At 66.8% G+C, this 13370-nt stretch carries 7 protein-coding genes and 3 pseudogenes; all 10 read left to right on the top strand.

Features of this window, described 5'->3' with window-relative positions:
* The first annotated feature begins 24 nt into the window (after window positions 1–24).
* The 10 genes and pseudogenes from ACE2AC_RS12755 to recQ all read left to right on the top strand — a co-directional run bounded on the left by ACE2AC_RS12755 (window position 25) and on the right by recQ (window position 13356).
* Window positions 25–1320 carry an acetylornithine deacetylase/succinyl-diaminopimelate desuccinylase family protein gene (locus ACE2AC_RS12755; protein ID WP_375687590.1) on the top strand — a complete coding sequence of 432 codons (1296 nt, stop codon included), beginning with the start codon at window positions 25–27 and terminating at the stop codon, window positions 1318–1320.
* Between the two features lie 43 nt (window positions 1321–1363).
* Window positions 1364–2850: pseudogene (locus ACE2AC_RS12750) on the top strand (ABC transporter substrate-binding protein).
* A gap of 227 nt (window positions 2851–3077) precedes the next feature.
* Window positions 3078–4025, top strand: coding sequence for an ABC transporter permease (locus ACE2AC_RS12745; RefSeq protein ID WP_375687588.1), 948 nt, complete (start codon window positions 3078–3080; stop codon window positions 4023–4025).
* Window positions 4022–4906, top strand: a complete 885-nt coding sequence (locus ACE2AC_RS12740; RefSeq protein WP_375687587.1) for an ABC transporter permease — start codon at window positions 4022–4024, stop codon at window positions 4904–4906. Before ACE2AC_RS12745 ends, ACE2AC_RS12740 begins: the two co-directional genes overlap by 4 nt.
* Window positions 4903–6489, top strand: coding sequence for an ABC transporter ATP-binding protein (locus ACE2AC_RS12735; protein ID WP_375687585.1), 1587 nt, complete (start codon window positions 4903–4905; stop codon window positions 6487–6489). Before ACE2AC_RS12740 ends, ACE2AC_RS12735 begins: the two co-directional genes overlap by 4 nt.
* 9 nt (window positions 6490–6498) lie before the next feature.
* Window positions 6499–7952, top strand: a pseudogene (locus ACE2AC_RS12730) (aldehyde dehydrogenase family protein).
* A gap of 10 nt (window positions 7953–7962) precedes the next feature.
* On the top strand, window positions 7963–8700 hold the full coding sequence (locus ACE2AC_RS12725) for an SDR family oxidoreductase (RefSeq protein ID WP_375687583.1): 738 nt from the start codon (window positions 7963–7965) through the stop codon (window positions 8698–8700).
* Window positions 8701–8763: 63 nt separating this feature from the next.
* Window positions 8764–9942: an MFS transporter gene (locus tag ACE2AC_RS12720; RefSeq protein WP_375687581.1), complete on the top strand. Its 1179-nt coding sequence runs from the start codon at window positions 8764–8766 to the stop codon at window positions 9940–9942.
* A 140-nt stretch (window positions 9943–10082) separates the two neighbouring features.
* Window positions 10083–11105 (top strand): aspartate-semialdehyde dehydrogenase, encoded by a 1023-nt coding sequence (locus ACE2AC_RS12715; protein ID WP_375687580.1) that lies wholly within the window; start codon window positions 10083–10085, stop codon window positions 11103–11105.
* A 206-nt stretch (window positions 11106–11311) separates the two neighbouring features.
* Window positions 11312–13356: pseudogene (gene recQ / locus ACE2AC_RS12710) on the top strand (DNA helicase RecQ).
* Window positions 13357–13370 lie beyond the last annotated feature (14 nt).

Genomic DNA, 13370 nt, shown 5'->3' with positions numbered 1-13370 from the left:
GATCAAATCGAAACGAGAGGCCCGATGGAGACCCTGACGCTCACCGACCGACTGAATGCCGCGATCGAGGCCAAGCGCGACGATCTGATCGCGTTGACCCAAGACCTGATCCGCATCCCGACGCTGAACCCGCCGGGCGAGAACTACCGCGAGATCTGCGACTACCTGGCGGCCCGGCTGGGCAAGCGCGGCTTCAAGATCGAACTGGTCCGCGCCGAGGGCGCGCCGGGCGACTGCGAGAAATACCCCCGCTGGAACGTCATTGCGCGCAAAGAAGGCTCGAAACCGGGCGAATGCGTGCATTTCAATTCCCACATCGACGTGGTCGACGTCGGCCGCGGCTGGACCAAGGACCCGTTCGGAGGAGAGCTCGAGGACGGCAAGGTCTATGGCCGTGGCGCCTGCGACATGAAGGGCGGACTGGCCGCGTCGATCATCGCGGCCGAGGCCTTTGTCGAGGTCTGCCCCGATTTCAACGGCGCGATCGAGATCTCGGGCACGGCTGACGAGGAATCGGGCGGCTTCGGCGGCGTGGCCTACCTGGCGCAGAAAGGATTCTTTGCGCCGGAACGTGTCCAGCACGTCATCATTCCCGAGCCGCTGAACAAGGACCGCATCTGCCTGGGCCATCGCGGCGTCTGGTGGGCCGAAATCGAGACCTACGGCGAGATCGCCCATGGCTCGATGCCGTTCCTAGGCGATTGCGCCGTGCGCCACATGGGCGCGGTGGTCCACGAGATGGAAGAGACACTGTTCCCGGCCCTCGCGGCCAAGCGCACCGACATGCCGGTGGTGCCCGAGGGGGCGAAGCAGTCGACGCTGAACATCAACTCGATCCACGGCGGCCAGGCCGAGATCCAGCGCCCCGATACCGGCCTTCCCAGCCCGGTTGTCCCGGATTCGTGTCGCATGGTGATCGACCGCCGCTTCCTGATCGAAGAGAACATCGACGACGTGCAGAGCGAGATCACCGCGATCCTCGACGGGCTGAAATCGACCCGCGAGCGGTTCGACTACGGCATCCGCGAAATGCACCGCGTCCTGCCGACGATGACCGAGAAGGACGCGCCGGTGGTGACCACCGTGTCCGAGGCGATCCGCCAGACGATGGGCAGGGACCCGGACTATGTCGTCTCTCCGGGCACCTATGACCAGAAGCACATCGACCGCATCGGTCGGCTCAAGAACTGCATTGCCTATGGTCCGGGGATTCTGGACCTTGCCCACAAACCCGATGAATATGTCGGTGTGGATGATATGGTCGATTCAGCGAAGGTGATGGCGCTGAGCCTATCAACCCTTCTGGGACCAAAGGATTGACGCGCCGCAACAAAAGACGGCGCGAGACAACAGGGAGCCAACGATGAAACATGCCTACCTCGTCCGTGCCGGATTGGCCTCGGCGCTTGCGCTGACCGCCGCGATGGCCCATGCGCAGGCGCGCACCGACCTGACGCTCGGCCAGCAACTGGAGCCGCCGCACCTCGACCCGACCTCGGCCGCGGCCGGCGCGATCAACTCGGTCACCTATGCCAACATCTTCGAGGGTCTGACCCGCTTTGCCTCGGACGGGTCGATCATCCCCGGCCTCGCGCAGAGCTGGGACATCTCGGACGACGGGCTGGAATACACCTTCCACCTGGCCGAGGGCGTGAAATTCCACGATGGCACCGATTTCGACGCCGAGGATGTGAAATTCACCCTCGACCGCGCCCGGGCCGAGGACAGCGCCAACGCGCAGAAGGGTCTCTTTGCCAGCATCGCCGAGGTGACGGTGGTGGACCCGGCGACCGTCAAGGTCACGCTCTCGAGCCCGAACGGCAGCTTCCTGTTCAACATGGCCTGGGGCGATGCCGTCATCGTCGCGCCGGAAAGCATCGAGAACATCAAGACCACCCCGATCGGCACCGGCGCCTTCACCTTTGAGAACTGGGTGCAGGGCGACAGCATCACCATCGTGAAGAACCCCGACTACTGGGGGAGCCCGCCAAGCTCGACCGCGTGACCTTCAAGTTCATCAGCGATCCGACCGCCGCCTTTGCCGCGATGATGGCCGAGGACGTGCAGGCCTTCGGTGCCTTCCCGGCGCCCGAGAACCTGCCGCAGTTCGACGCCGATCCGCGCTTCAAGGTGCTGGTGGGCTCGACCGAGGGCGAGACGATCCTGGCCATGAACAACAAGGTGGCGCCCTTCGACAACGTGAAGGTGCGCGAGGCCGTCGCCCATGCCATCAACCGGCAAGAGGTGATCGACGGCGCGCAGTTCGGATACGGCACCCCGATCGGCACCCATTTCGCGCCGCACAACCCGGACTACGTCGACCTGACCGGTATGTCGGAATATGACCCCGAGAAGGCCAAGGCCCTGCTGGCCGAGGCCGGCGTGACATTGCCGATCAAGGTCAAGATGACCCTGCCGCCGCCGTCCTATGCCCGTCGCGGGGGCGAAATCATCGCCGCCGAACTGCGCCAGATCGGCATCGAGCCCGAGATCGAGAACGTGGAATGGGCCCAGTGGCTGGAAACCACGTTCCGCGGCAAGGATTTCGGGATGACCATCATCTCGCACACCGAGCCGATGGACATCGGGATCTACGCCAACCCGGACTACTACTTCCAGTACGACAGCGCGGAATTCCAGGGCGTGATGGAGCAGCTGAACCTCGAGACCGACGAGGCCAAGCGTTCCGAGCTGCTGAAGCAGGCGCAGGAGATCATCGCCAAGGACTATGTCAACGCCTACCTTTTCCAGCTGCCGCTGCTGACCGTGGCCAATGCCAAGCTGGAAGGGCTCTGGACCAACGCACCAACCCAGGCCGCTGACATGACCGGCGTCTACTGGACCGAGTGAACCCGATGTGCCGGACATGAGCCCGTTTCCGTTCCTGTCCGGCACGCCCCCCGTTCCCCTGACCGATCCGGCGGCGCGCCGCGTTGCGGCGCACGCGATCCCAGCCGGCCCTGCGGGCCGGGGTCGGGGGGCTTTGCCCCCTCTGCCGTGCAGGCGCGGCATTCACCCCCAGGATATTCCGGACCAGGGGAAGGCATGATGCCGCCCCGCCACCGGTACGACCCCGCATGCTCCGCTACACGCTGAAACGACTGATATCCCTTGCCGTGAGCCTCGCCGTGGCCTCGCTGGTGATCTTCTTTGCCATCGAGGTGCTGCCCGGCGATCCGGCCGCCTACATGCTGGGCGTCAACGCGCAGGAGGACACCCTGGCCGCGCTGCGCGAACAGCTGGGGCTGAACGGCTCTGCCTGGTCGCGGTACTGGAGCTGGATTTCGGGTCTGTTGCAGGGCGATTTCGGGATTTCCTATACCTACCGCACCCCGGTGGCCGACATGATCGCCGAGCGGTTGCGGGTGTCCCTGCCGCTGGCGATCTACGCGCTGATCCTGTCGACGGCGATCGCCTTTCCGGCCGGCATCTACGCCGCCTCGCGCCGGGGCAAGGCCGGCGACGTGATGATCATGGGGATCACCCAGCTGGGCGTGGCGATCCCGAACTTCTGGTTCGCGATGCTGATGGTCCTGGTGTTCTCGATCAACCTGCGCTGGTTCTCGGCCGGCGGGTTCCCGGGCTGGGACGCCGGCGTCGGCCCGGCGCTCAAGGCGCTGACCCTGCCGGCAATCGCGCTGGCGCTGCCGCAGGCCTCGATCCTCGCGCGGGTGATGCGGTCGTCCCTGCTGGACACGCTGTCCGAGGATTTCGTGCGCACCGCGCGGGCCAAGGGCCTGACCCGGGCGCAGGCGCTGCGGCGGCATGCGCTGCGCAACGCGCTGATCCCGGTGCTGACGATCATCGGGCTGCAATTCTCCTTCCTGCTTGCGGGGGCCATCATCATCGAGAACGTGTTCTTCCTGCCCGGGCTGGGGCGGCTGGTGTTCCAGTCGATCTCGTCCCGCGACCTGATCGTGGTGGAAAGCGTGGTGATGCTGCTTGTCTTTGCGGTGGTGGTCGTCAACTTCGCGGTCGAGATCACCTATGCCCTTGTCGATCCCAGGCTGAGGGCCGGGCTATGACGGACCCCCGCGTCGATCCCATCCCGCCCGAGGCGACCCCCCTCAGGACCTGGCACCTGGCGTTCCGGTCGCGCAACCTGGTCATCGGGGGCGCGCTGACTCTGGTCTTCGTGGCGGCCGCGCTGATCTCGTTCGTCTGGACGCCCTACGACATCGCGACGCTCGACATCGCCAACAAGATGCAGCCGCCGTCGTGGCAGCACTGGATGGGGACGGACCATTTCGGCCGCGACATCCTGTCGATGATCATGGTCGGCGCGCGCACCTCGATCGCGGTCGCCATCGTGGCGGTCGGCATCGGCATGGGGCTGGGCGTGCCGCTGGGGCTCTGGGCCGCGGCGCGCAAGGGGTCGCTGGTGGACGAGGTGATCATGCGGGCAAACGACCTGGTCTTTGCCTTCCCGTCGCTGCTGATCGCGATCATGATCACCGCGAATTTCGGGCCGTCGGCGATCAACGCGATCATCGCCATCGGCATCTTCAACATCCCGGTCTTTGCCCGCCTCACCCGGTCGGGCGCGCTGACGCTTTGGCAACGGGATTTCATCCTGGCGGCGCGGGTGTCGGGCAAGTCGTCGGCCCGGATCTCGTTCGAGCACATCCTGCCCAACGTCACCAACCTGCTGATCGTGCAGGGCACCATCCAGTTCTCGCTGGGCATCCTGGCCGAGGCGGGGCTGTCCTATGTCGGCCTGGGCGCACAGCCGCCGATCCCGTCCTGGGGCCGGATGCTGGCGGAGAGCCAGACGATGATCTCGATCGCGCCCTGGATGGCGATCTTTCCCGGCCTCGCGATCCTGCTGACGGTGCTGGGACTGAACCTGATGGGGGATGGTCTGCGCGACATTTTCGACCCTAAACTGCGGAGATCACGCGAATGAGCCTGCTCGAGATCTCTGGCCTGACGCTCGACATCCACGGCGCGCCGATCCTGCGCGATGTCAGTTTCTCGGTCGATCCCGGCCAGATCGTCGGGGTGATCGGCGAAAGCGGGTCGGGCAAGTCGATGACCGCCTTCGCGGTGATGCAGCTGTTGCCGAACGGGGCCAAGGCCAGCGGGCGTGTCACGTTGTCGGGGCACGAGATGCTGAGCCTGCCCGAGGCAGAGCTTTGCCGCCTGCGCGGCAACGAGGTCGGCATGGTGTTTCAGGAGCCGATGACGGCGCTGAACCCGATCAAGACCATCGGGGACCAGGTGGCCGAAACGATCCTGATCCACGAGGACGTCCCCAGGTCCGAGGCGATGAAACGCGCGCGGGAAGCCCTGAACAGGGTCGAATTGCCCGAGGATCGATTCCCCCTGACGCGTTACCCGCACGAGCTGTCAGGCGGCCAGCGGCAGCGGGTGGTGATCGCGATGGCGATCGCGCTGCGGCCAAAGCTGCTGATCGCGGACGAGCCGACCACGGCGCTCGACGTCACGACGCAGGCGCAGATCCTCGACCTGCTGACGCGGCTGGTGCGCGAGGACGGCATGGGGATGCTGATGATCACCCACGACCTCGCCGTCGTGGCCGATATGGCGGACGAGATCGTGATCATGCAGCATGGTCGCGTGGTCGAGCGCGGGGCCTGTCCGGCGATCTTCTCGAACCTTCAGCACCCCTATTCGAAGGCGTTGCTTGCGGCGTCCGCCCATGTGCCGGACCGGGTGGACCGCAGCACGCAGGCGCCCCTGCTCGAGGTGCGCGGGGTTCGGCGGGACTATCACCTGCCGCGGAAGTCGCTGTTCGGCGACCCGGTGGTGATCCAGGCGGTCAAGGGCGTGTCCTTCACGCTGGAGCGGGGCGAGAGCCTGGGCCTGGTGGGCGAGTCGGGCTGCGGAAAATCGACCCTGACACGGGCCATCCTGGGCCTCGAAGAGGTGCAGGAAGGACTGATCCAGCTGGACGGAGAGCCGGTGTTCGACGGCCACAAGGCCAACCGGGCGGTGCGCCGGCGGATGCAGGTGGTGTTCCAGGACCCCTACGGATCCTTCAACCCGCGCCACAAGGTGTCGCGGCTGGTGACGGAACCCTTCCACCTGCTGGACGAGGCGCCCAAGGGCGCGGCGCGCGAGGCCGCCATCGACGAAGCGCTTGTGTCGGTCGGCATGAAGCCCTCGGACAAGGAAAAATACATCCACGAGTTCTCGGGCGGGCAGCGGCAGCGGATCGCCATCGCCCGGGCACTGATCATCAAGCCCGACCTGATCATCCTGGACGAGGCGGTCTCGGCGCTTGACGTGCAGGTGCGGGCGCAGATCCTCGACCTGCTGGCCGATCTCTCGGCGCGGTTCGGGCTGACCTATCTTTTCATCAGCCACGACCTGAGCGTCGTGCGGTCGATCACCGATCGGGTGATCGTGATGAAATCCGGGGAATTCGTGGAGCAGGGGCCGACCGACCAGGTGTTCGACGCCCCCCGGCATCCCTACACGCGACAATTGATCGAGGCGGCGCCGAAACTGCCGGAAACCGCCTGAAGAGGAGCGATGAAAGACATGGCTGAGCTGTGGTTCGATCCGGCGAAATGCCTGATCGGCGGGGCGTGGGTTGCGCCCGTGGAAGGAGCCACTTTGCCCTTGTTCGACCCGAGCACGGGGAAGAGATCGGGGCCATCGCCCGCGGCGGGGCAGCGGATATCGACGCGGCCGTCGCGGCGGCGAGCGCGGCGCGGGATGGCGCCTGGGGGCGGACCCCGGCGGCCGAGCGCGGGCGCATCCTGATGCGCTTGGGCCGACTGGTCGAGGCGCGGGTCGACGACCTTGCCGCGATCGAGGCGCAGGACGTGGGCAAGCCGCTGAAACAGGCGCGGGCCGATGCAGTGGCGCTGGCGCGCTACCTCGAATTCTACGGCGGTGCGGCGGACAAGCTGCACGGCGAAACCATTCCCTATCTCGACGGATACACCGTCTACACCTTGCGCGAGCCGCATGGCGTGACCGGGCATATCGTGCCCTGGAACTACCCGATGCAGATCATCGGGCGGTCGGTCGGCGCGGCGCTGGCGACCGGCAATGCCTGCGTGCTGAAACCGGCCGAGGATGCCTGTCTGACCGCACTGGCCTTTGCGGCGCTGGCGAAGGAGGCCGGGCTGCCCGACGGTGCACTGAACGTGGTGCCGGGACTGGGGGCGGAGGCCGGGGCGGCGTTGTCGGCGCATCCCGGGATCCAGCACATCTCGTTCACCGGCTCGGTCGCGACGGGCGCCGCGGTGCAGGCGGCGGCGGCGGCGAACGTGGTGCCGGTGACGCTGGAACTGGGGGGCAAGTCGCCGCAGGTGGTCTTTGCCGATGCCGACCTCGACGCGGCATTGCCATTCCTGGTGAACGCGGGGATCCAGAACGCGGGGCAGACCTGCTCGGCCTCCTCGCGCATCCTTGTGGAACGGTCGCGCTATGACGAAGTGGTCGCGCGGATGGCGGAACGTTACGCGGCGCTGCGGGTCGGCAAGGCGGTCGATGACCTCGATGTCGGGCCGCTGATTTCGGCGAAACAGCGCGGAATCGTGTCTGGTTTCCTCGAGCAAGGTGCCGATCTCGAGGTCGCCGGACGGCCCGAGCTGGGCGATCTGCCGGGGGGCGGCTACTACGTCGCGCCGACCCTCTTTGCGGGCGTAAAGGGCGACCATCCGCTGGCGCAGAGGGAGATTTTCGGCCCGGTGCAGGTGGTCATTCCCTTCGACGACGAAGCCGAGGCCGTCACGGTGGCCAACGGTACCGACTACGGGCTGGTCGCCTCGGTCTGGACCAAGGACGGTGCGCGGCAGATGCGGCTGGCCCGCGCGATCAAGGCGGGCCAGGTCTTTATCAACAATTACGGCGCCGGCGGGGGGGTCGAACTGCCCTTCGGCGGTGTCGGCAAATCCGGCCACGGGCGCGAGAAGGGGTTCGAGGCGATGTACGGCTTCACCACGCTCAAGACCGTCGCCGTCTATCACGGGTAAGGAGGATCCCATGAGACTGGAAGGAAAGACCGCCATCGTCACCGGCGCAGGGTCGGGCTTTGGCGCGGGCATCGCGCGGCGCTTCGCGGCGGAGGGGGCCACGGTCCTTGTTGCGGACCTGAACGGCGATGCGGCCAAGGCCGTGGCGGACGAGATCGGCGGCACGGCCTGCACGGTGGACGTGTCGGACGCCGCGCAGATGCAGGCGATGATCGCGGCGGGCGAGGCGCTTGGCCCCGTGGACATCCTGATCAACAATGCCGGCATGACCCACCTGCCGCAACCGATGGAAGAGGTTGACGAAGACCTCTTCGACCGGGTGTTCGCGGTGAACTGCAAGTCGATCTACCTCGGCGCGAAGTACCTCGTTCCCCTTATGAAGGGTCGAAAAGCGGGGGCGATCGTGAACATCTCGTCCACCGCCGGGATCAGCCCGCGACCGAACCTGAACTGGTACAACTCGTCCAAGGGCTGGGTGAATACGGCGACGCGGACCATGGCGGTGGAACTGGCGCCGCACGGCATCCGGGTGAACGCGGTCAACCCCGTGGCGGGCGAGACGCCGCTGCTGAAAAGCTTCATGGGCGAGGACACGCCCGAGATGCGGGCCAAGTTCCTGTCGACCATCCCGATCGGCCGCTTCTCGACCCCCGAGGACATCGCCAACGCCTCGCTCTACCTCGCCTCGGACGAGGCCAGCATGGTGACCGGTGTCTGCATGACCGTGGACGGTGGGCGCTGCATCTAGACCCCGCCTTGCGGGCCCCGCGTGACCGGCATAGGCATGCGGGGCTGACGCGGGGGAGGGAACATGCGGAAGGATCTGGCGCTTCTGGGGCTCGCCTACGTGCTGAGCCAGTTCTACCGCTCGTTCCTGTCGGTGCTGACGGTGCCCCTGCAGGACGACCTCGGCGCGGCACCGGACCAGCTGGCCGCGGCGTCGGGGCTCTGGTTTCTCAGCTTTGCCGCGATGCAGGTGCCCGTGGGCGCGGCGCTCGACCGGATCGGGCCGCGGCGGACCTCGGGCTGGCTGCTGCTGCTCGGCGGGGCCGGGGGTGCGGCGCTCTTTGCCGTGGCGACCCAGCCCTGGCACATCTCGGCCGCGATGGCGCTCCTGGGTGTCGGCTGCGCGCCGGTGCTGATGGCCGCCTACTACATCCTCGCGCGCGACTTCCCGGCGGCGCGTTTCTCGACCCTCGCCGGGCTGATCCTGGGCATCGGGACCTCGGGCAGCATCTTTTCGTCTCTGCCGATGGTCTGGGCCTCCGAGGTGTTGGGCTGGCGCGTCGCGGTGGCCGCGCTGGCGGTGATCAGCGCGGGCGTGGCGGTCGGCCTCCTGTTCGTGGTGCGCGATCCCGAACGGGTGGTGACGGAGGCGCATGGCTCGCTCCTCGACATCCTGAAGATCCCGGCAATGTGGGCGATCCTGCCGCTGATGACGGTCAGTTACATGCCGTCGGGCGGATTCCGGGGGGTCTGGACCGGCCCGTTCCTGTCCGAGCTTTTCGGCGCCTCGCAGGGGGTGATCGGGACGGTGGCGCTGATCCTCGGGGTGGCGATGATCGCGGGCTCGCTGCTCTACGGCCCGGCCGAACGGCTGTTCGGCACGCGCAAGTGGCTGGCTTTTGGCGGCAATCTGGTGGCGATGGTGCTGTGCCTCCTGATGGTGGTCCTGCCCTATGACGACCTTGTCCGTTCGGCCGCGATGCTGGCGGGCATCTGTTTCTTCACCTGCACCTACGCGCTCCTGATGTCGCACGGGCGGGCGTTCTTTCCGCCGCACCTCGTCGGGCGGGGCGTCACGCTGATGAACCTCTGCGGGATGGTGGGGGTCGGCGTGTCGCAGATGCTGACCGGGCGGATGCACGAACGGATCGTCACCGGCGGCGGCAGTTATGCCGATGCCTACGACGCGCTGTTCCTGTTCTACGCGGTGGCGCTGGCGGTGGGGGTGCTGGCCTACGTGAAGGCCCCGGACCGCACCGACTGACACCGCGCCACGCGACGTCCGGTTTGCAATTTTCGCGATCGGCCCCATCTGGATTGGCGAACCGCACGATCACGAAAAGTCGCTTCCCCAAAATCGGGCCATAGATTATGGAGCGCCCCGAACCGAAAGGAGTTTAATTCATGGGTTATCGAGTCGCTGTCGTCGGCGCCACGGGCAACGTGGGCCGCGAAATGCTGAACATCCTCGCCGAGCGGGAATTCCCGATCGACGAAATCGCAGTGCTGGCCTCGCGCCGGTCGCTGGGAACCGAGGTGAGTTTCGGCGACAAGACACTCAAGACCCAGGACCTCGACACCTTCGACTTCACCGGCTGGGACATGGCGCTGTTTGCCGTCGGCTCCGGCCCGACGAAGGAATACGCGCCCAAGGCTGCGGCCGCCGGCTGCGTCGTGATCGACAACTCGTCGCTCTACCGCTACGACCCGGACGTCCCGCTGATCGTGCCCGAGTGCAACGCCGAGGCGATCCACGGCTACACCAAGAAGAACATCATCGCGAACCCCAACTGCTCGACCGCGCAGATGGTCGTCGCGCTGAAACCGCTGCACGAACGCGCCAAGATCAAGCGCGTGGTGGTGTCGACCTACCAGTCCGTCTCGGGCGCCGGGAAGGAAGGCATGGACGAGCTCTGGGATCAGACCAAGGCGATCTACAACCCGACCTCTGACGTCGAGACCAAGAAGTTCACCAAGCAGATCGCCTTCAACGTGATCCCGCACATCGACGTCTTCATGGAAGACGGTTCCACCAAGGAAGAGTGGAAGATGGTCGCGGAGACCAAGAAGATCCTGGATTCCAAGATCAAGGTGACGGCGACCTGCGTGCGGGTGCCGGTGTTCGTTGGCCATTCCGAGGCGGTCAACGTCGAGTTCGAGGATTTCCTCGACGAGGACGAGGCCCGCGATATCCTGCGCGAGGCGCCGGGCTGCATGGTGATCGACAAGCGCGAGGACGGCGGCTACGTCACCCCGATCGAATGCGTCGGCGATTTCGCCACCTTCATCTCGCGTATCCGGCAGGACTCGACGATCGAGAACGGCCTGAACATGTGGGTCGTCTCGGACAACCTGCGCAAGGGCGCGGCGCTGAACGCGGTGCAGATCGCCGAAGTGCTCGGCCGCGAGTGCCTGAAAAAGGGCTGAGCCCCGCGGGGTCAGCGACCTCACCCAAGCCACCGTTTCGATGATCAGGCCCGGCCGCACGCCGGGCCTGATCTGTTTTCCCCATACCGCGTTTCAGCCTGGATCCCGCGGCGGAACACAACATCTCGCGCTCCGGCCCCTTGTTTACCGAATCTTAGTATGGGAAAGTCCCACTAAGAGCAGATCAACCATAAAACACAGGCCCGATGAGCGACGCTGCCCAGCTCCTTCGCGATGTATTCGGATTCGACGGCTTCCGCCCCGGACAGGCCGAGATCGTCGAGGCCGTGACCGCCGATCGCAACGTGCTGGCGATCATGCCGACGGGCGGGGCAAGTCGCTCTGCTTCCAGCTTCCGGCGCTTGTCTCGGATGGCGTGACGATCGTCATCTCTCCGCTCATCGCGCTGATGCGCGACCAGGTCCGAGGGCTGCGCGAGGCCGGGGTCGAGGCGGGGGCGCTGACCTCGGGCAACACGCCCGAGGAAACCGACTATGTCTGGGAGCGGATCGAGGACCGGACGCTCAAGCTGCTCTACCTCGCACCCGAGCGCCTGGCCAACGAGGGCACGCTGCGCACCCTGCGGAGGATCGGCGTGACCCGGATCGCGGTGGACGAGGCGCATTGCGTCAGCCAGTGGGGCCATGATTTCCGCCCAGACTACCTGCGGATCGGCGACCTCAGGCGCGCGCTGGACGTGCCCGTTGCCGCCTTTACCGCCACCGCGGACGAGGAGACCCGGGCCGAGATCGTCACCCGCCTCTTCGACGGTGCCCAGCCCGAGATATTCCTGCGCGGCTTCGACCGGCCGAACATCCACCTCGCCTTCGAGGCCAAGGACAATCCCCGCCGGCAGATCTTGGCATTCGCCGCCGCACGGAAGGGCCAGTCGGGCATCGTCTATTGCGGCACCCGCGCCAAGACCGAAACGCTGGCCCAGGCCCTGCGCGAGGACGGCCACCACGCGATCCACTACCACGGCGGGATGGAGGCCGAGGACCGGCGCATCGCCGAGACCCGGTTCCAGCAGGAAGACGGGCTGATCGTCGTCGCCACGGTCGCCTTCGGGATGGGCGTCGACAAGCCCGATATCCGATGGGTGGCCCATGCCGACCTGCCCAAGAGCATCGAGGCCTATTACCAGGAGATCGGCCGCGCAGGCCGCGACGGTGCGCCGTCCGAGACGCTGACGCTCTTCGGTCCCGACGACATACGCCTGCGCAGGTCACAGATTGACGAAGGCCTCGCACCCCCCGAACGCCGGGCCGCCGACCACGGCCGCCTGAACGCGCTGCTGGGGCTGGCCGAGGCGCTGGAATGCCGGCGGGTGAAGTTGCTGCGCTATTTCGGCGAGGATGCCGCGCCCTGCGGCAACTGCGATCTCTGCGACAAGCCGCCCGAGGTCTTTGACGGGACCGAGGCCGTGCGCAAGGCGCTGTCGGCCATCCTGCGGACCGAGGAATGGTTCGGCGCGGGCCACCTGACCGACATCCTGACCGGGAACGAGACCGACAAGATCCGTGCCCGGCGGCACGACGACCTCCCGACCTTCGGCGTCGGGCGCGACCTGTCGCGCCGGGAATGGTCCGCCGTGTTCCGCCAGATGATGGGCCACGACCTGATCCGCCCGAATCCCGACCGCCACGGTGCGCTGACGATGACCGAGGCCGCCCGCCCGATCCTGCGCGGCGAGGCGACGATCGACCTGCGCAAGGACAGCATCGACCGCGCCCGCGGCGCCAGCCGCACCGCCGTCAGGACGCTGGTGTCGGAAGAGGACGAACCGCTGCTGTCGGCGCTCAAGGCCAAGCGCCGCGCGCTGGCCGAGGCGGCGCGCGTCCCGGCTTATGTCATCTTCCCCGACCGCACGCTGATCGAGATGGCCGAAACGCGGCCACAGACGCTGGACGACATGGCCCGGATCAGCGGCATCGGCGCCAAGAAACTCGAACGCTACGGCGCGACCTTCCTCGAGGTGATCACCGGCGCGGTCGAAGAGCAGCATCCGCAGCGCCGCAGGCTGGCGGGGCGGGACACCGGCCAACTCTATGACCGGCTGATGGCGGCGCAGAGTGAACTGGCGCGGGGGCCCGAGGGGATCGACAAGCCGCTTTCCTGCTCGGCTTCGCTGCTGGCCAAGGTGGCCGAACAGCGCCCGGGAGACGAGGACAGCCTGAACCGGATCCTCGGCGACCGTCGCGCGGAACGCTTCGGCGCCGCCTTTCTGGACGTCCTGCGCGAGGCCGGGTAAGTCCGGCGGACGGG

It is taken from the genome of Pseudooceanicola sp. LIPI14-2-Ac024 (assembly GCF_042188925.1).
Lineage (GTDB): Bacteria > Pseudomonadota > Alphaproteobacteria > Rhodobacterales > Rhodobacteraceae > Pseudooceanicola.
Note: the sequence above shows the minus strand (reverse complement) of the source record. Positions and strands in the feature narration are given on the sequence as shown.

What these genes read in the sequence shown, in the direction of transcription:
- ACE2AC_RS12755 (WP_375687590.1), top strand. Translation starts at nt 25, where the DNA reads ATGGAGACCCTGACGCTCACCGACCGACTGAATGCCGCGATCGAGGCC.
- ACE2AC_RS12745 (WP_375687588.1), top strand. Translation starts at nt 3,078, where the DNA reads ATGCTCCGCTACACGCTGAAACGACTGATATCCCTTGCCGTGAGCCTC.
- ACE2AC_RS12740 (WP_375687587.1), top strand. Translation starts at nt 4,022, where the DNA reads ATGACGGACCCCCGCGTCGATCCCATCCCGCCCGAGGCGACCCCCCTC.
- ACE2AC_RS12735 (WP_375687585.1), top strand. Translation starts at nt 4,903, where the DNA reads ATGAGCCTGCTCGAGATCTCTGGCCTGACGCTCGACATCCACGGCGCG.
- ACE2AC_RS12725 (WP_375687583.1), top strand. Translation starts at nt 7,963, where the DNA reads ATGAGACTGGAAGGAAAGACCGCCATCGTCACCGGCGCAGGGTCGGGC.
- ACE2AC_RS12720 (WP_375687581.1), top strand. Translation starts at nt 8,764, where the DNA reads ATGCGGAAGGATCTGGCGCTTCTGGGGCTCGCCTACGTGCTGAGCCAG.
- ACE2AC_RS12715 (WP_375687580.1), top strand. Translation starts at nt 10,083, where the DNA reads ATGGGTTATCGAGTCGCTGTCGTCGGCGCCACGGGCAACGTGGGCCGC.